At 50.4% G+C, this 17,998-nt stretch carries 17 protein-coding genes; 14 read left to right on the top strand and 3 right to left on the bottom strand.

The window, feature by feature from the left end:
* Positions 1 to 143: 143 nt before the first annotated feature.
* A complete protein-coding gene (locus A7K91_RS22745) occupies positions 144 to 1,004 on the top strand; it encodes a 5'-3' exonuclease (protein WP_068686780.1) in 861 nt (286 codons plus the stop codon).
* 140 nt (positions 1,005 to 1,144) lie between these two features.
* Here the strand turns inward: A7K91_RS22745 and A7K91_RS22750 are convergent, their stop codons facing one another.
* Together A7K91_RS22750 and A7K91_RS22755 are read right to left on the bottom strand one after the other, a co-directional pair.
* A complete protein-coding gene (locus tag A7K91_RS22750; RefSeq protein ID WP_068686781.1) occupies positions 1,145 to 1,726 on the bottom strand; it encodes a class I SAM-dependent methyltransferase in 582 nt (193 codons plus the stop codon).
* 24 nt (positions 1,727 to 1,750) lie between these two features.
* Positions 1,751 to 2,230: a DedA family protein gene (locus A7K91_RS22755; RefSeq protein ID WP_068686782.1), complete on the bottom strand. Its 480-nt coding sequence runs from the start codon at positions 2,228 to 2,230 to the stop codon at positions 1,751 to 1,753.
* A 362-nt stretch (positions 2,231 to 2,592) separates the two neighbouring features.
* Here A7K91_RS22755 and A7K91_RS22760 point away from each other — a divergent pair, with 362 nt between their 5' ends.
* The 13 genes from A7K91_RS22760 to A7K91_RS22820 all read left to right on the top strand — a co-directional run bounded on the left by A7K91_RS22760 (position 2,593) and on the right by A7K91_RS22820 (position 15,804).
* Entirely contained in the window at positions 2,593 to 3,003 is a 411-nt protein-coding gene (locus A7K91_RS22760) for an XRE family transcriptional regulator (RefSeq protein ID WP_068686783.1), read from the top strand.
* 77 nt (positions 3,004 to 3,080) lie between these two features.
* On the top strand, positions 3,081 to 3,812 hold the full coding sequence (locus A7K91_RS22765) for a YveK family protein (protein WP_068686784.1): 732 nt from the start codon (positions 3,081 to 3,083) through the stop codon (positions 3,810 to 3,812).
* Entirely contained in the window at positions 3,802 to 4,470 is a 669-nt protein-coding gene (locus A7K91_RS22770) for a CpsD/CapB family tyrosine-protein kinase (protein ID WP_068686785.1), read from the top strand. The genes A7K91_RS22765 and A7K91_RS22770 overlap by 11 nt, the downstream gene beginning before the upstream one ends.
* 160 nt (positions 4,471 to 4,630) lie before the next feature.
* Complete coding sequence (locus tag A7K91_RS22775) at positions 4,631 to 6,520, top strand: polysaccharide biosynthesis protein (RefSeq protein WP_068686786.1); 1,890 nt, start codon at positions 4,631 to 4,633, stop codon at positions 6,518 to 6,520.
* Between the two features lie 252 nt (positions 6,521 to 6,772).
* The gene (galU, locus tag A7K91_RS22780) at positions 6,773 to 7,654 is read left to right on the top strand and encodes a UTP--glucose-1-phosphate uridylyltransferase GalU (RefSeq protein WP_068686787.1); all 882 of its coding nucleotides are present in this window, start codon (positions 6,773 to 6,775) and stop codon (positions 7,652 to 7,654) included.
* 22 nt (positions 7,655 to 7,676) lie between these two features.
* Positions 7,677 to 8,849 carry a glycosyltransferase family 4 protein gene (locus A7K91_RS22785; RefSeq protein ID WP_068686869.1) on the top strand — a complete coding sequence of 391 codons (1,173 nt, stop codon included), beginning with the start codon at positions 7,677 to 7,679 and terminating at the stop codon, positions 8,847 to 8,849.
* Positions 8,806 to 10,002: a glycosyltransferase family 2 protein gene (locus A7K91_RS22790; protein WP_068686788.1), complete on the top strand. Its 1,197-nt coding sequence runs from the start codon at positions 8,806 to 8,808 to the stop codon at positions 10,000 to 10,002. The genes A7K91_RS22785 and A7K91_RS22790 overlap by 44 nt, the downstream gene beginning before the upstream one ends.
* Positions 9,893 to 11,080, top strand: coding sequence for a glycosyltransferase family 1 protein (locus A7K91_RS22795; protein ID WP_082967694.1), 1,188 nt, complete (start codon positions 9,893 to 9,895; stop codon positions 11,078 to 11,080). Before A7K91_RS22790 ends, A7K91_RS22795 begins: the two co-directional genes overlap by 110 nt.
* Positions 11,081 to 11,114: 34 nt before the next feature.
* Positions 11,115 to 12,020, top strand: a complete 906-nt coding sequence (locus A7K91_RS22800; protein ID WP_068686790.1) for a glycosyltransferase family 2 protein — start codon at positions 11,115 to 11,117, stop codon at positions 12,018 to 12,020.
* Between the two features lie 21 nt (positions 12,021 to 12,041).
* The gene (locus A7K91_RS22805; protein ID WP_068686791.1) at positions 12,042 to 13,115 is read left to right on the top strand and encodes an EpsG family protein; all 1,074 of its coding nucleotides are present in this window, start codon (positions 12,042 to 12,044) and stop codon (positions 13,113 to 13,115) included.
* 70 nt (positions 13,116 to 13,185) lie between these two features.
* Positions 13,186 to 13,932: a glycosyltransferase family 32 protein gene (locus A7K91_RS22810; protein ID WP_068686870.1), complete on the top strand. Its 747-nt coding sequence runs from the start codon at positions 13,186 to 13,188 to the stop codon at positions 13,930 to 13,932.
* Positions 13,933 to 13,965: 33 nt separating this feature from the next.
* Positions 13,966 to 14,574 carry a sugar transferase gene (locus A7K91_RS22815; protein ID WP_068686792.1) on the top strand — a complete coding sequence of 203 codons (609 nt, stop codon included), beginning with the start codon at positions 13,966 to 13,968 and terminating at the stop codon, positions 14,572 to 14,574.
* Positions 14,575 to 14,580: 6 nt separating this feature from the next.
* Positions 14,581 to 15,804 carry a DegT/DnrJ/EryC1/StrS family aminotransferase gene (locus tag A7K91_RS22820; protein WP_068686793.1) on the top strand — a complete coding sequence of 408 codons (1,224 nt, stop codon included), beginning with the start codon at positions 14,581 to 14,583 and terminating at the stop codon, positions 15,802 to 15,804.
* 323 nt (positions 15,805 to 16,127) lie between these two features.
* On the opposite strand, the gene A7K91_RS26595 is transcribed toward A7K91_RS22820, so the two are convergent.
* Positions 16,128 to 17,822 carry a VOC family protein gene (locus A7K91_RS26595; protein WP_156739767.1) on the bottom strand — a complete coding sequence of 565 codons (1,695 nt, stop codon included), beginning with the start codon at positions 17,820 to 17,822 and terminating at the stop codon, positions 16,128 to 16,130.
* Positions 17,823 to 17,998 lie beyond the last annotated feature (176 nt).

A 17,998-nucleotide genomic window follows, 5' to 3' on the forward strand; every position in this document is an offset into this window, starting at 1 on the left:
GATCCTATTTTTTAGTGGATAAAAGCCGGCAAAAAAACTCGCCCTCAAGACACCCATTCCCCTCCGGTCCTCTCTGCTGAATAGTTATTCGTTTCACGTGACTTTTCGGACAACCCCTTATTAAAAGAGGGGACGAAGCTTAGATGAACAGCAACAAAATATTGGTTGTTGACGGGATGGCGCTATTATTCAGAGCATATTTTGCTCAATCCTACAGCTCCAGACGAATTGATGACGGCACGCCTACCAATGCGATTTACGGCTTCCTGCAATATCTTTTTGATGCGGTAAATGCCTTTCAGCCGACACATGTATTATGCTGCTGGGATATGGGAAGCAAAACCTTCAGAAGCGATTTGTATCCCCATTATAAGGCCAATCGGCCTGAAGCCCCTGAGGATTTGATTCCCCAGTTTAGCCTGGTCAAAGATATTGTGTCTGCCATGCAAATTCCTAATATCGGGCTTGCCGGGTATGAAGCGGACGATTGCATTGGGACGGTATCCCGGCAATTCAGCGAGCTTGGACATGTCTACATTCTTACCGGAGATCAGGATATGCTGCAGCTTGTGGACGAGCGTATTCATGTTGTCATTATGAAGAAGGGCAGATCCAATTACGCCGTGTATGATTTGGAGCTGCTTAAAACGGATAAAGGCATTCAGCCATTTCAGGTTGTTGAGATGAAGGGGTTGACCGGCGATACAAGCGATAACTACCCTGGAGTTAAAGGCATAGGTGAAAAAACAGCCCTGAAGCTGCTGACGGAATATGAATCTATTGATGGCATATTAAGCAATCTGGAGCATTTGCCCAAAAGCGTAAAGGCCAAAATTGAAGCTGATCTGGACATGCTTCATTTATCCCGGTCGCTGGCCCGCATCAACATCGAGGTTCCTATTGAGTGCAATCTGGATGAATGTCTATGGGATATCCCTCTTGAATCCGCAACAGCCGTATTTGATAAATATCGTCTGACGACGCTGCTCAAATTAATTAGCTAGTCGATACAGGAAGCGAGGACGCCCCGTCGGTTAATGATGGGACGTCCTTTGTTTATTTCAAGGTATTACCATTCGTGAATAATATCCCGGATTATCCGAATCGTCGTCCACAACCAGTATGGCGTTCATCGGGCTGCTCCTTATGCCATTATTTTGTTATCATAACCTTCTTTACGACAAGTATATACGAATGCCGGGGGGAAATTTAAGGGGACGAATTCAATTTTTTCTATATCCAATTTCAGTGACAGATGCTTTTTCATCTGAAGTGAATATTGGAACGCCACAAACAGTCCGCCCGGTTTTAACGAATAATAAATTTGCTGAAGCAGTGTTTCCCTCAGTTCAGGACTGAAATTAAAAAAAGGAAGGCCGCTTATTACACAGTCTAACTGGTTAATGCCTTCCCGTTGTACTTCTTCTACCAATCGGCTCGCGTTTGGAAGACAATGAAAGCGAGGGAAGCTGTTCTTTAATTGGCCGCGCATTATGTTATCCATTTCAAACAAAAATACGTTAGTGCCCTCCGTAACATTGTCCTTAATGAACTTCGTAATTGCGCCAGTGCCCGATCCAAGCTCTGCAACAGCGTTTACCTCATGCCAGGGAATGGAATGAACCATTTTGGATGCCAGAAATCTGGAGCTTGGCAATACGCTGCCTACTTGTTTGGGCTGCCGAATAAAGCTTCGCGCAAACTGCAAATAGTTGTTTTTTTTCATAAAAATCCCCCTCTTTTTCTAGTTTCATAAGATGTGAGCCGCAATAAGTGTCCCGATTCCATAAAACAAGGCTGTCCAAACAAAAGCCCCAAAATACGAGATGATCATGAATGTTTTAAAGCGGGTGCCGCTGAATCCAGCCAGCATAGGCATGATATACCTCACAACAGGCAGGAAAAAACCGGCAGCCATCGCCCATTTGCCATGTTTCTGAAGCAGGAGCTGCGCTTTTTGAAAACGGCGGTTATTTTGGAGCTTCAAATTGAAATGGTCGCCACAGAATCGCCCCAGTGAATAGGACAAGGTCACCGCCGTTAGCAAACCCGCCAAAATGCAGAGATAAGCGGTCAGCGGATTCAGAATGTCGGCGCGGCCGAGGAATACAGCGGTCAAAAGTGTGACTTCATTGGGGACGGGAATACCAAATGGACCTAACGAAAAAGCGAGAAAGAAAACAAAGTAGCCGTATTGATCTATTAATCCAGTGATCGTACTGCTGATCATGGGTAAGGTCCTCCCTCATGAATTCTCTATTGATAGAAGAATAACAAGTAATTCTGAAGATCCTATCAATGTTTTTCTAAAGAAATTCTGAAGAAAGGCAAGGTTCGATAAAAGGCATGTTTCGATTGTTCGTTATAGTGAATGATTTAAATTGCTTTTCTGCAGAAAAAAAGCTGAAAAAAGCTAGAAACAGGCGGGTAATAGGGGATAAAGCATGCGATAAACTATAAAATGTGGGGGTTGAAAGTATTGACCTGTTCTCTTTAAAGAACTACAATAAAGATATTGTCCGTTATAGACTCCTGTTCAACACCGTTTTTTGCAGCCATAGTACGGATCTAATCTGACTGAAGGAGAATCTTATGATTGGGGAACGGATTAAAGCGCTGAGAGAAAAGAAGGGTTATTCCATTACCAGGCTTGCGGAGCTGGCAGGCGTTTCAAAATCATATTTGAGCTATATTGAGCGAAATGTGCAGAACAATCCTTCTCTGCAGGTATTGGCCAAAATCGCCTTTCATCTGGATAGCAATATTGAATATTTGCTGGGCGAGGATTTGACGCCAAAGGTTTGGGTAGAGGATGTGCTGGATGAGGAATGGCATTCCATGATCCGGGATGCTGTGGATGAAGGCATGAGCAAAGGGGATTTCCGCGCGCTCAAAGAGCTTGTGACCTCTAATAAATGGCGGGAAGAACGGAAAGCCGCCGTGCCTGAAAGCTCCGGAAAAAAGAAGTCGTCGAATATTATTATTTTGCATATTGACCATTGAGCTATTGACATGTTCTATATAAAGAACTACTATTGTGTTAGTGTTCACTATAACTAACATTATAAGTGGGTGTAGGAATGGAAACCAAACGTAGCAACACCGTTTTGCCAAAAGAAACGGAGAAGGAAATCAACCTTAGAGAAGTTTTGCTGACGATTCGTAAAAGGATATGGCTGATTGCGCTGATTACCGGAATATTGACCGCATTGGGGATTCTATACAATTCCCGTCCCGAGCCTCAAGTGTATGCCTCGTCGACCCGCATCATTATTGCCGCTAGCAGCGAGATGATGTCTACAGTACGCGCTTTGGTCAGAGAGCCGATCGTATTAAACGAGGTCATTAAAAAGCTGGAGCTGAACACAACGCCAGGCCAGTTACGGTCGCAAATCGGGATTAACAGTGTGGATTCTTCGCTTATTACCGTAGTCAGTGTAATGGATAGCGATCCCGTAAGAGCCGCAGATATTGCCAATGCCACTGTTGACGCGTATCGCAAGGTTGCAGCAGACACGCTCAGTCTTCAAAGCATCCGGCTGTTGACGCCGGCCCAGCCGGAGCCGACGCCTATCAACTCCAAAAGCAATACGATTATTTATATCGCATTTTTGACGGGACTGATTCTGAGCATTAGCTTAACCTTCCTCCTTAATTCTCTTGACGAGTCGATCCGGACGGAAAGCGATATTGAGAACAGGCTTGGGCTTAATATGTTAGGGCAGGTACCGGTCATTAAAAGGCGGCATGCCGATACCGGAGGCAAAAAGATTAAGCCAAGCATGGTAAGGAGTGAGACATTTGGTTCGTGAACGGACAAAAGCAGCCAGGAAAGACGTTAACCGCAGTTTGCTTGCTTATCTGAATCCATCGCATCCCATTGCCCAGCAATTCCGCGCGATTCGCAATAATATTCAATACGCGTCCGATGGAAAAGCCATCACTTCGCTGCTGATCACATCGCCTGAGGAAGGCGACGGAAAATCCACTGCGGCCATTAATTTGGCCATAAGTATGGCGCAGCGCGGCGAGCATGTCCTGCTCATTGACGCTAACTTTCGCAATCCTGTGCTTCACAAAATATTCGGCACGCAAATGTCGCCGGGGCTTGCCACCGTTGTTGGAGAACAATTAAGTTTGCCTGAAGCCGTGCGGCGTACGGAGATTGAAGGGCTTGACCTGCTGACATGCGGCTCCGCCGGAGCAGGTACTGCTGATTTACTGGATTCCCCCGCAATGAGCGCGTTGATGGCTTCCGCCGCAGATAGATATGACCGTGTCATTATTGATTGTCCCGCCGTCCTGTCTTCCCCTGACACCAACTGTCTGGTAGGCAAAAGCGATGGAGTTGTCCTGCTGCTGCACTGCGGCCATACGACGCATGGCAAAGCGCTGGAGGCCAAGCAGGCGCTTGCCTTTGCGGGGGCCAATATTGTAGGCGCGGTGCTTAACAAAAAAAATGCCAGGTAAAAGCGAGCCTTGCATGGAATGATTAAGCGGAAGCATATACACGCTGTAGAGGATTTGCTTGAGACTGCATAGTGGAATAGGCGATATTTTTTTGGATATGCATGTTCTTTATAAAGAACTATATTGTTCTTTGGTGTTAGTTAATGAAAGGATGATTGGAATGACTTATCGACGAAGAATGTTTCTGCTCGTCCTGCTGGATTCGTTCATTGTGCTGTTTGCCGTTGCATTGGCAGCGTGGGTCGCCGGGCCGGGCGCAGGTGAAGGACCGGAGTGGCTGGTCGCGATGAATAAGGAAGGCGCGGCCTTCCAGGGAGGATTTTTTGTCGATGCAGGTACGCTATACCTGTTTACTCCGTTGCTTCTGCTTTGTCATCATTTGTTTTTTTTCAGATACAAGCTGTACAGAAAAGCGTGGGAATATGCCAGCATAGGCGAGCTGGTTATGATTGCCAAAGCGGTGGGACTTTCTTTTGCGACGGCGGGAGTTATTCAGTGGATTGTTCTGCAGCGTCTTGAACCCCGGTTTCTGTTTGCAGCCTGGGTCATCCATATGCTGCTAATCGGCGGCTCGCGCCTGATCTGGCGGCTTATCCGCGGCGGCTTCAACCGCAGCGGCGGCAGAAGGAAACGCACGCTGATTGTCGGCGCAGGCTCCGCCGGCACTATGCTGGCCCGACAGCTGATGGGCAATCCCGACAGCGAGCTGTATCCGGTCGGTTTTGTCGATGACGATCCCGGGAAGCAGCAGCTGGATATTATGGGCATTCCCGTTGTTGGAGGCATGGGACAAATTGCGGCAACGGCAGGCGAGCTTAAAATCGACAATATTGTCATTGCCATTCCGTCCCTGACCAAAAAACAGCTTTACAGCATCTATACCGAATGTGCCCGCACCAGAGCCAAGACGCAAATCATCCCCATGCTTGAGGATTTGGCGACGGGGCGTATCTCAGTGACCAAATTTCGCGATGTCCAGGTGGAGGACCTGCTGGGCCGCGAGCCGGTGGAGCTGGATATTGAAAGCATTTCGGGATATGTCACGCAAAAGGTGGTGCTGGTGACGGGGGCGGGCGGCTCTATCGGCTCGGAGGTATGCCGTCAAATTTCGCGGTTTTTGCCGGAAAAGCTGGTGCTGCTGGGTCATGGAGAAAATAGCATCTACGCCATCGAGATGGAATTGAAGGAAATGTATCGCGATTCCAGCATCAAATTTTTTACCGAAATTGCCGATTTGCAGGACAGCGAAAAAATGGCGGCAGTTATGGCCGCGCACCGTCCGCATGTTGTGTACCATGCCGCGGCGCACAAGCATGTTCCGCTTATGGAGCGCAACCCCGAGGAGGCGTTCAAAAACAATGTGCTGGGCACGCTGAACACGGCCAGGGCGGCAAGCCGGGCGAAGGTGGAAACGTTTGTTATGATCTCTACCGATAAAGCGGTTAATCCCACCTCGGTGATGGGGGCAACGAAACGCGTGGCGGAGATGATCATCCAGCATATGGACCGGATCAGCGCCACCACATTTGTGGCGGTCCGCTTTGGCAATGTGCTGGGCAGCCGAGGCAGCGTCATTCCTCTGTTCCAGAAGCAAATTGCCAAAGGCGGCCCCGTTACGGTGACGCATCCCGACATGGTTCGTTATTTTATGACGATACCGGAGGCGTCAAGACTGGTTATCCAGGCGGGGGCGCTGGCGAGAGGCGGCGAAATTTTTGTGCTGGACATGGGCGATCCCGTCAATATTACCGAGCTGGCCAGAAACGTCATTACCATGTCTGGGTATTCCGTTGAAGAAATCGGCATTGAATATACAGGGATAAGGCCCGGCGAAAAGCTGTTCGAGGAAATGCTCAAGGACAGCGAAACGGCGGAGCAGCAGGTGTATCCCAAAATCTACATCGGCAAGGCGGAACATATCTATTTTGAGGAAATCGAAAGAATCATCCATGAATTTCCCGGCATGAACAGCGCCGAGCTCAAGGTAAGGCTGCTGGATTTGGCGAACCATGTTGTACCCGCCGAATCTGCCAAGCTGGCAACCGTTTAGAGAGGTCGTTCAAAAAGACCGCTTTTGATCACGAATCATGCCTAGTGGCATAATCAGCATCGAATATGGGACTCAGCCGAAATAAGCGTATGCTTACGAAGTATGTTTCTTTCAGAAACATTTGAGTTGCTCACTTAGCTTCCACTAAGCTCCGCTACTCAGTTTCTAGCTTCATCCCATCTTCTCGGTGCTGAAAACCGGCCTTTTTGAACATGTATGTCAATGAAGCTTAACTGAAAGGTGAGGGATTTTATGAAAGTAAGAAAAGCAATTATTCCCGCAGCAGGGCTTGGAACCCGGTTCCTGCCGGCAACCAAGGCGATGCCCAAGGAAATGCTGCCAATCGTTGATAAGCCGACCATTCAATATATTGTGGAGGAAGCGATAGCTTCCGGCATTGAAGATATTATTATCGTCACGGGAAAAGGAAAACGGGCGATCGAGGATCATTTTGACAACTCGATGGAGCTGGAGCATATTTTGGCCGCCAAAAGCAAGTTTGATCTGCTGCAGGAGGTGCGCAAATCGTCGGATATGGTGGATATCCATTACATTCGGCAGAAGGAACCGAGAGGGCTGGGCCATGCCATCTGGTGCGCGCGGAAATTTATCGGCAACGAGCCGTTTGCCGTGCTGCTGGGCGATGATATCATTTCGGCGGAGGAGCCGTGCCTTAAGCAGATGATGAGGAAGTTCGGGCAATACGGCTCCTCTGTAATTGGCGTGCAGCAGGTGCCGGACGAGGCCGTATCGCGTTACGGCATTGTGGACGGAATGGAGCTTGAGCCGTCCTTCCACCGGATCAACCATCTGGTGGAAAAGCCGAAGCTGAGCGAGGCGCCGTCCAATATGGCCATTATGGGCCGTTATATTTTGACGCCGGAAATATTCAGCATTCTTGAAAATCAGACGCCCGGCTCCGGCGGCGAAATCCAGCTGACGGACGCGATTGCGTCGCTTAATGCCATTCGGGCGGTGTTCGCCTACGAATTCCAGGGCACGCGCCACGATGTGGGAGAAAAGATGGGCTTTATTCAAACAACGATACAATTTGCGCTGGAGCGCGAGGATTTGCGGTACGAGCTGCTGGCTTATTTGACGGAAACGCTGGAGAAGGAAGCGGCGCGGAAGTAGAGAGGGAGGGCCAATGAACGCCATGAGCAAAAAGGTATTGTTTTGCGCAAGCGTGGATTATCATTTTCGCGCGTTCCACCTTCCTACGCTGGAATGGTTCCAGCAAAACGGATGGGAGGTGCATATTGCGGCTCGCGGCGAGCTGGAGCTTCCGTTTGTGGATGCGAAATATGATATGCCCTTTTCGCGTTCTCCTCTGCGCCGCAGCAATCTGCAGGCTTATCGTCAGCTGAAAGAGCTGATTGAACGGGAAAAATACGATCTGATTCATTGCCATACGCCAGCCGCCGGCGCATTGGCGAGGCTGGCGGCCCGGAAAGCAAGGCGGTACGGAACAAAGGTGGTTTACACCGCACACGGGTTCCATTTTCATAAGGGAGGCCCGCTCTCAAGCTGGCTGCTGTATTATCCCGTGGAGAAATTTTTGGCGGGACTGACGGATTGCCTGATCACTATTAACAACGAGGATTACAACCGGGCCAAATGGGGGGGCTTTCGGGCGGGGCAAATCAGGCATGTGCCCGGAGTTGGCGTTCATACCGGCCATTTCACCCCGGCGGATGGCATAACGAGGAAACATTGGAGGAAGCATTACCGCTACAATGACGATGATTTTCTGATGATTTATGCCGCCGAATTCAACCAGAACAAAAATCACGACCTGCTGCTCCACGCCTTGTCCAGACTTAAGAGCAAGGTGCCGCAAGCGCGTCTGCTGCTGGCTGGCGAAGGGAGCCGGCTTGAGGAATGTAAGGCGCTGGCGGAAAAGCTGGACATTGTGGACAGGGTGGACTTTCTGGGTTACCGGAAGGATCTGAGAACGCTGCTGCCTATGGCCGATGTGGCTGTAGCCTCCAGCCTTCGCGAGGGGCTGCCGGTCAACATTATGGAAGCTATGGCATGCGGCTTGCCCGTCGTCGCTACGCGCAATCGCGGCCATGCCGAGCTTATTCAGGAAGGCCACAACGGCTTTTTGGTTCCGCCCGAGGATGCTGACGTATTCGCCAGCCGCCTTCATCTGTTGTTCGCCTTCAAGGATTCGCGGCGCAAGATGGGGCAGCTCGGAGCGGAAAGGGCGGCACATTATAGTCTTGCCAGGGTGCAGGAGGAATTGACAGATATTTATCAATCCTTATTATCGGAGGGCGAGAATGGGGCCAAAGCCAAAAGTCAGTATCGTCGTGCCTATCTATAATATGGAGCCATATTTGCCGCGTTGCCTGGACAGTCTGCTGGGCCAAAGCTTGAAGGAGCTGGAGATTATTGCTGTTGATGACGGTTCTAGCGATGCCAGCGCCTCTATTGCTCTGGCCCGGGCGGAGAGCGACGGCAGGCTAAAGGTGATTTTAAGTACCAATTCAGGCGTAGCGTCGGCGAGAAATCTGGGACTGTCTTATTGCAGCGGCGATTATATCGGTTTTGCCGATCCCGACGATTGGTCCGACCCCGTTATGTACGAATCCATGTACGCTGAGGCCGTCGAGAATGATGCCGATATTGTCATGTGCGCTTACGTCAGGGAGTTTGGGAGCCATAGCAGGGAGAAGACCTTTCCTCTTGATCACAAAAGCCTTCTGCAAGGCGAGCAGCTTCAGCATGAATTAACGCGCAGGCTCATCGGGCCAATCGGGGCGGAGACCTCAAGCCCGGAGCATCTGGATGCCTGGGGGACGGTATGGAATAAGCTGTATAGAAGCTCGCTGCTTCAGCGCCATGGCATAACGTTTACCAATCTTGGCGAAATAGGGAGCAACGAGGATTCCTTGTTTAATGTTGCGGCATTCCGGCGCGCGGATCGTTTTCTGTTTCTAGACCGCTGCTACTATCACTACTGGCGGGCAAACGCAGCTTCTATCACCTCTCGCTACAGGGAAGGGCTGCCGGCAAAATTCCGGCGGCAATACGCATTGCTGGAAGCCGAAGCGGCGGCCATGCCGCCAAACGTGCCTTGCAGGGAGGCGCTTCAAAACCGCATAGCGATGAATGTGCTGGGACTGGGGCTTAACGTCATCAGTCAGAGTAATCCCGCAAGGCTGCGGGGGAAAATCAGGGAGCTCAAGGATATCATAACCGCTCCTACAACGGCTGAGGCGCTAAAGGCCTTTGACAGCCGCCACTCCGCCGCTGTCTGGAGATTGTTTTATGCTGTAGCGGGAAGAAAGCTGGCGGCTCCGCTGCTCCTGCTTCTGTACGGAGCAGAGCTTATGCGGACCAGGCCAAAGCGGAAGGAGCGTCGCCATGGAGACAATCCGCATTCTGCAAGTCGTCACCGCGATGAACCGCGGGGGACTGGAAACGATGCTTATGAACTATTACCGCCAGCTGAAAAAGGGCGGCATTCAATTTGATTTCATGGTTCACAGGGCGGAAAAGGGGGAATATGACGAAGAAATTGCGGCCTTGGGCGGCAGGCGTTATGTGATGCCCGCTATCCGGCCTGGTGGTTACCGCTCTTATTTTGCAGCGCTGCGGTCTTTTTTCGAAAAGCATCGGGAATACGGAATCGTTCATGCCCATTTGAACGAAAATAGCGCTTTTGTGCTGAAAGCGGCAAAAGAGGCGGGCATAACGGGGCTAATCGCCCATAGCCATATGAGCGATCTGGAGTGGGATTACAAGCTGCCGTTCAGGCTGTATGCCAGAGCGGTGCTGAGATCGCAGCCCGGACTTCCCATGGCTTGCTCCGCCAGAGCCGGAGACTGGCTGTACGGAAGGGACAATAAGAGCAGGGGAACGCCTATGGTGCTGCCTAATGCCGTCAACCTGGAGGAATATACCCGGGATGACCGCGTCCGGCTGGCTGTGCGCCGCGAGCTGAATGCCGAAAACCGCCTGGTGCTGGGCCATGTCGGGCGGTTTTGCCGGCAAAAAAACCATGACTTCCTCCTGCGCGTTTTCCGCGAGGTGCTGGCGGAAAACAAGGATGCGCTGCTGCTGCTTGCCGGAGACGGCCCGCTTAGGTCCGGCGCAATGGCGCTTGCCAAGAGGCTGGGGATTTCGGGGAACGTTGTTTTTTTGGGCGTAAGGAACGATATTAGCCGCCTGCTTCAGGGCATGGACCTGTTTCTGATGCCCTCGCGCTACGAAGGACTGCCGCTTGCGCTGGTGGAAGCGCAGGCAGCTGGACTGCGGTGCGTCGTATCGGATTCCATCACCCGAGAGGCCGATTTGACCGGCAATGTCGTTTTTATTCCGTTAAAAGCGCCGCTAACGGAATGGAGCCGGCAAATAGGCGGAATGGCAAGGGAACGGACCGACACCCGCGCGGCCTTGGCAGCCCAGGGCTATGATTGCGGACAGCAGGCGTTGCGGCTGGAGCAATTATACAAGCGGCTGGCTGCGGAAGGGGCAAGGCTGGGCAGCGGCCTCAAGCCTGGCGGCTGGCATTCAGAGCTGAAAGAGGCTGTGCAAAAAGCCCGCTTTTGATCGCAAACAAGCTTTAAGGAGGGAAATCGGCCTTATGACGCCTACGTTGACGGTTTTTACACCGACCTATAACAGGGCCTATACGCTTCATCTCTGCTATGAAAGCCTGAAGCGGCAAACAAGCCGCGACTTTGTATGGCTGATTGTGGATGACGGCTCTACTGACAATACAAAGGAGCTGGTGGAGAAATGGATGCGGGAAAATGCCGTGCCCATAACCTACGTCTACCAGGACAATCAGGGGATGCACGGCGCGCATAACAAGGCGTACGAGCATGTAAATACGGAGCTTAATGTGTGCATTGATTCCGACGACTATATGACGGATGACGCGGTGGAAAAGATTATAAGCTTTTGGCGGCGCCACGGCGGCGAGCAATACGCGGGGATCATTGCGCTGGATGCTTTTCCCGACGGCGAGGTGATCGGAACAAGACTGCCTGTGGAGCTTGGAAGCTCGCCCCAAACGGATTTGTTCGTGCGGCATGGCGTCAGGGGCGACAAAAAGCTGATTTACCGCACCGATATTATTACGGCAACGCCGCCTTATCCGCTTTTCAGCGGCGAGAAGTATTGCCCGCTTTCCTACAAATACATCCTGGTGGACCAGCAGCTCCCCGTGCTCATTATGGACGAGGTCGTCTGCATCGTGGAATATCGGCAGGACGGCTCCAGCATGAACATTATTAATCAATACAAGCGAAATCCGCAGGGCTTTTCCTTTTTTCGCAAGACGGCCATGCAATATGCGCCAACGCTTAAGGACAAGCTGCGGGAGGCATCCCATTATGTATCCAGCAGCCTGATGCTTCGCAACCGGAGCTTTCTGGCCCAGTCCCCCTGCAAATGGGCGACGCTGCTGGCTATACCTTCAGGCATTTTGCTCTATCTGTTTATTACGACGACCCGGCGCCTGACGGTTATGAAAACCAGGGCGTAGCGAGGAAGGAGAAGGACGACAGTGCAAATGCTTTGGGCAACGCTTGCCTTATGTTTTGTTACGGCATTTATGGCGAGATACGTTTCCGTAACGACGGAGTCGCGGCCAACCGGGGTTAAGCCGAACAAGCTGTATATCATCCTGGCGGCGCTGTGTCTGATGACGGTTGCCGGACTGCGCAACAATATCGGGGACACCTATTTTTACATTCATAGCTATCGGGTGGACGATTTCAGCTTGTCCGCAGTGCTGCAAAAAAGCGATGTCGGCTTTAATTTGTTCCAGATGCTGCTGAAGCAATTGTCGGACGATCCGCAAATTTTGCTTTTAACAACAGCCGGCGTGACGAATATGCTGATCGTTATCGTCTTCTATCGCTATTCCAGAATGATTGAAATCAGCTTGTATCTGTATATAACAACCGGGGCGTTTATTGTTTCCATGAACGGCGTGCGGCAATATTTGGCGGCGGCGATTGTATTTACGGCAACTCATGCCTTGCTGGAGGGCAAGTGGAAGCTGTATATGGGCATTGTTCTGCTGGCCTCCGTTTTTCATCAGAGCGCGCTTATTATGATCCCGATTTATTTTCTGGTCCGCCGCAAGGCCTGGACTATGACCACGCTAATTATGCTGGGCGTTGCCATCGCCGTGGTGCTTGGCTTTAATCATTTTTCTAGCATGATGTTTTCATTGATTAAGGATTCGCAATACGGCCATTACGAGGATTTCCAGGAGGGCGGAGCCAACTACATCCGGGTTGTCGTTTATCTTGTGCCATTGTTCGTGGCGTTTCTGGGCAGGGAGAAGCTGCGCGAGCTCTATCCCAAAGGAGATATCTTCGTTAATTTGGCCATCGTGGGCGGCGTGCTGCTGTTTATTTCCACTCAGAACTGGATCATCGCAAGGCTGGGCATTTATTTTACGCTGTACCACATTTTATTGATGAGCTGGCTGATCAAGCTTTTTCGGAAAAAGGACAGGCCGCTTATTTATTTTGCCATCATCGTTTTATATTTTCTGTATTTCTTCTATGAAAATGAAATCATGCTGAACATCAGATATGGCAGCGATTATCTCAAGTGGCCATTCTGACAAAAAGGGGGGAGCGGCATTGGAAAGCAGTTTTAATGACGGGCAAGTGGGGCAAGTCGGGCAAGTCAAAATGGGTGAGGGAAGAGGGAACGAGCCTATTCCCAAAATCATTCATTTTTGCTGGTTCGGAGGGGCAGAGAAGCCCAAAAAGGTTGTTAAATGTATGGCAAGCTGGCGAAAGCACCTGAGCGGTTACACGTGGATGGAGTGGAACGAAAGCAATTTTGATGTCTCCGTCAGCCGTTATGCCCGGGAGGCGTACGAAGCAAGGAAGTTTGCTTTTGTCAGCGATTATGCAAGGCTTCATGCGCTGTATCGCTATGGCGGCGTTTATCTGGATACCGATGTGGAGGTGCTGCGTTCGCTGGATGATTTGCTGAAGCATTCCGCCTTTTCGGGTTTTGAGGACGAGCGTTATTTGCAGTCCGGCACGATGGGAGCAGCGCCGGGACATCCATGGATCAAGGAGCTGCTGGATGATTACAAGGGCAGGCCTTTCGTCAAGGAAGACGGTAGCTACGATATGCGCACCAACACGGCGGTTATTTCGGAAATATGCACCCGCAGCGGACTGGTGCTGAACGGTCGCGAGCAAAGCCTGCCCTCCGGCGTCGTATTTTACCCCCGCACCTACTTCAGTCCCTTTGATCCCGTCAATGGCGGCAGCTATCTGAGCGACAACAGCTATACGATTCATCATTTTTCGCAATCGTGGCTCCCTGCGCATGTCCGGCTCCGAAGCCGTCTCAAGCGCGGCGTAAGCCGAATCGTCGGTCCCGATATGATTGCAAAAATGCGCAAGCTGCTGCCGCGCTGAAAACATTATTATGGCTAAGGGGATTGGTTCATCATGCTGAAACGAATATTGGATGCGACGGGAGCGGCGCTGCTTCTGCTGCTTCTGCTGCCGCTGATGGGGGGGATTGCCCTCTTGGTCAGGCTGAAGCTGGGATCTCCCGTATTGTTCAGGCAGCAGCGTCCCGGCCTGCACGGAAAGCCTTTTTATTTGTACAAATTCCGCAGCTTGACCAATGAACGGGATGAATCGGGAGCGCTGCTGCCGGATAGCTTGCGCATGACGCCTTTTGGACGGCTGCTTCGCAAGAGCAGCATGGACGAGCTGCCGCAGCTGTGGAACGTGCTGAAGGGCGAGCTTAGCTTTGTCGGCCCGAGGCCGCTTCTGATGGATTACCTCCCGCTGTACTCCAAGGAGCAAGCCAGAAGGCATCTGGTCAGACCGGGAATAACAGGCTGGGCGCAGGTCAATGGCCGCAACGATGTCACCTGGGAGGAGCGGTTCCAGCGGGATTTGTGGTATGTCGATAACGTCAGCCTTTTGCTGGATTTGAAAATCGTTGGTTTAACCATCAAAAAAGTATGGAGCGGCGACGGAACCAGCCACAGCGGCCATGTAAGCATGCCGTTGTTCGAGGGAACGACAAGCCGCCGGGAGGGATAAGAGGATATGGCGCTGCAAAAACACGACTTTGAACGGATTTATTTATCACCGCCGCATATGAGCGGCAACGAGCAGGGATATATTGCGGAGGCTTTTGCAACAAACTGGATTGCACCGCTTGGCCCTCACATTGATGCGTTCGAGGAAAGCTTCGCCGCATATACCGGCTCCAAGGGAGCGGCGGCCGTTTCCTCCGGCACGGCCGCGATTCATCTGGCTTTGACGCTGCTTGGCGTTGGTCCCGGCGATACGGTCGTCTGTCCAAGCTTTACATTTGTCGCTAGCGCCAATCCCGTCTTGTATCTGGGAGCAAAGCCGCTGTTTATCGACTCGGAGCCGGAGACGTGGAATATGTCGCCCTCCGCGCTGGAAAGGGCGCTTCAGGATGCTTCGGCTAGAGGCAAACTGCCAAAGGCCGCCGTAATTGTGCATCTGTACGGCGGAATGGCCCGGATGGATGAGCTGATGGAAATATGCGAAAGGTACGGCGTACCGGTTGTGGAGGATGCCGCGGAATCGCTGGGCTCCACCTATCAAGGCAGACAAAGCGGCACCTTTGGACATTATGGCATTTTTTCCTTTAACGGCAATAAAATCATTACGACCTCCGGGGGCGGCATGCTGGTTTCCGACGATTTGGATTCGCTGAAAAAGGCGCGTTTTCTGGCAACACAGGCCAGGGATGCCGCCGTCCATTATCAGCATAGCGTAATGGGCCACAATTATCGGATGAGTAATGTGCTGGCGGGCATCGGCAGAGCGCAGCTGGAGCAGATCGAGCAGCGGGTTGCGGCAAGACGCGTTGTATTCAGCCGGTACGAGGATGCGTTAGGCGGGCTCAGCGGTGTTTCTTTTATGCCGGAGCTAAACGGCACGCGCTCCAACCGCTGGCTGACCGCACTTGCGCTTGAGGGCGAAGACGCTTCTGCTCTGGTGCAGGATATGCTGTTCCGTCTGGAGGAGGCCAACATTGAAGCGAGGCCTCTCTGGAAGCCGCTTCACCTTCAGCCCTTGTTTTCGGAAGCTTTGTTCTATCCCCATGTGGAAGGAGAAAGCCCCGTATGCGAGGAGTTATTCCGCACAGGCCTATGCTTACCGTCGGGCTCGGCCATGAGCGTCGAGCAGCAGGAGCGGGTTATTGCCGTCTTGGAGCATGTATTGTCAAGCCGATCCGGCAGATTGATTACACCGCTTCATGCCGTTCCTGCCATTCCCAAAACGAGCGCTTAGCAATCTCGCGCCTATGGCTAACTCTGTTCACGTTGCGTTGTATGAAATTACGTACAAAAGTTGAGTTTTTAATCCCCAAACGGGTCGTTTTGTATGATTCATCATACAAATTCACCCATTCAGCAGGAGGAAGCTTTATTTTTGTACGATATTTCGTACAAGTGGCATTTATAGTCGTGCATGAAACGGTACTTTGAGTGAAATATCGTACAAATTCAACTTATTTATTTAAGTGAGGTTCTCTCTGCCGCTTCCTCATCGCGTAAGTACTTTAATTACTACTTTTATTTGTACTTTTTATTAGGTGAGCCCGATTAGGGAAATTACAAGTTGACAGTAACGTTTGCTATGCTGAAGCTGTTTGTGTTTGTGTTTGTGTTTGTGTTTGTGTTTGTGTTTGTGTTTGTGTTTGTGTTTGTGTTTGTGTTTGTGTTTGTGTTTGTGTTTGTGTTTGTGTTTGTGTTTGTGTTTGTGTTTGTGTTTGTGTTTGTGTTTGTGTTTGTGTTTGTGTTTGTGTTTGTGTTTGTGTTTGTGTTTGTGTTTGTGTTTGTGTTTGTGTTTGTGTTTGTGTTTGTGTTTGTGTTTGTGTTTGTGTTTGTGTTTGTGTTTGTGTTTGTGTTTGTGTTTGTGTTTGTGTTTGTGTTTGTGTTTGTGTTTGTGTTTGTGTTTGTGTTTGTGTTTGTGTTTGTGTTTGTGTTTGTGTTTGTGTTTGTGTTTGTGTTTGTGTTTGTGTTTGTGTTTGTGTTTGTGTTTGTGTTTGTGTTTGTGTTTGTGTTTGTGTTTGTGTTTGTGTTTGTGTTTGTGTTTGTGTTTGTGTTTGTGTTTGTGTTTGTGTTTGTGTTTGTGTTTGTGTTTGTGTTTGTGTTTGTGTTTGTGTTTGTGTTTGTGTTTGTGTTTGTGTTTGTGTTTGTGTTTGTGTTTGTGTTTGTGTTTGTGTTTGTGTTTGTGTTTGTGTTTGTGTTTGTGTTTGTGTTTGTGTTTGTGTTTGTGTTTGTGTTTGTGTTTGTGTTTGTGTTTGTGTTTGTGTTTGTGTTTGTGTTTGTGTTTGTGTTTGTGTTTGTGTTTGTGTTTGTGTTTGTGTTTGTGTTTGTGTTTGTGTTTGTGTTTGTGTTTGTGTTTGTGTTTGTGTTTGTGTTTGTGTTTGTGTTTGTGTTTGTGTTTGTGTTTGTGTTTGTGTTTGTGTTTGTGTTTGTGTTTGTGTTTGTGTTTGTGTTTGTGTTTGTGTTTGTGTTTGTGTTTGTGTTTGTGTTTGTGTTTGTGTTTGTGTTTGTGTTTGTGTTTGTGTTTGTGCCTTTGCTTGGGGCTTCGGCGTTGCTGGTTGCGCGCAACTCCAGCTGCAGCTCCTGTCCTAACGTCTCGACTTGCTCAAAACGCAGCGTCGAGTCGCTAAGAGACACCATGCGTTCCCGGCTGTCCGTCCTGCAGCCGGGGAACAAACGCTCGATGTAGCGCAAAGCCTCTGGCGAAAAGCCGCTTTTAACGACGGCTTCGGCGATGCCGGTAATTCCGTTTTCCTCGGAATTGGGCTTCATGCGGCGTGTCCGTATACGCTGGTATTGCCGCTCGGAATCCATTTGAGATACGGCAATGGTCAAATCCGTGCCGGGAATTGGCGCCGCATATACCGTTTGCCAAGGCATAGTGACGCGAAACAGGCCAAAAAGCTTAAAGCTGATCCGCTCGGGCTCTGAGGCTTGAATGCCGCTGGCAAGCCATTTCTCCCGAACTGCCTGCAAATTGTCCGTCATTAGCATTAAGCCAAAAACTCCGCGTTTGCCCTCGTTGTAGAGCCGCTCCCAGTCGTTGCGCCAATCGGTCTGCTGCTTGCGCAGCCACACCAGCTCAAAATAGTGATCGCCCATCCACATATTTGAAACCTTGAAGCTGCTTGTACCTTTGCCGCGATCGGGACAATAGGGAAAGCCGAGCCGCTCGGCCTGCTGCTTCAGCAGCGCCAAACGCTCCTTGTCCTCATCAATATGTATAACAAAATGATCCAGCTTTATTTTGGCATTCATCTTATGTGCCTCCTAATGGTTATTAAATAGTCAAATTTGACTATTTGGGTAAAACAGGACATTGAGCTGCCTGTTTTGGTTGCACTTTTTTGTAAATCGCTAGAGCTTGTCTGAGCAGTGCAAGATGACCTCAAGCGGGTTTTCAGATACGCCCTAGACTGGGACAAGCAAGCAGC

This window comes from Paenibacillus oryzae (genome assembly GCF_001675045.1).
GTDB classification, from domain to species: Bacteria; Bacillota; Bacilli; order Paenibacillales; family Paenibacillaceae; genus Pristimantibacillus; species Pristimantibacillus oryzae.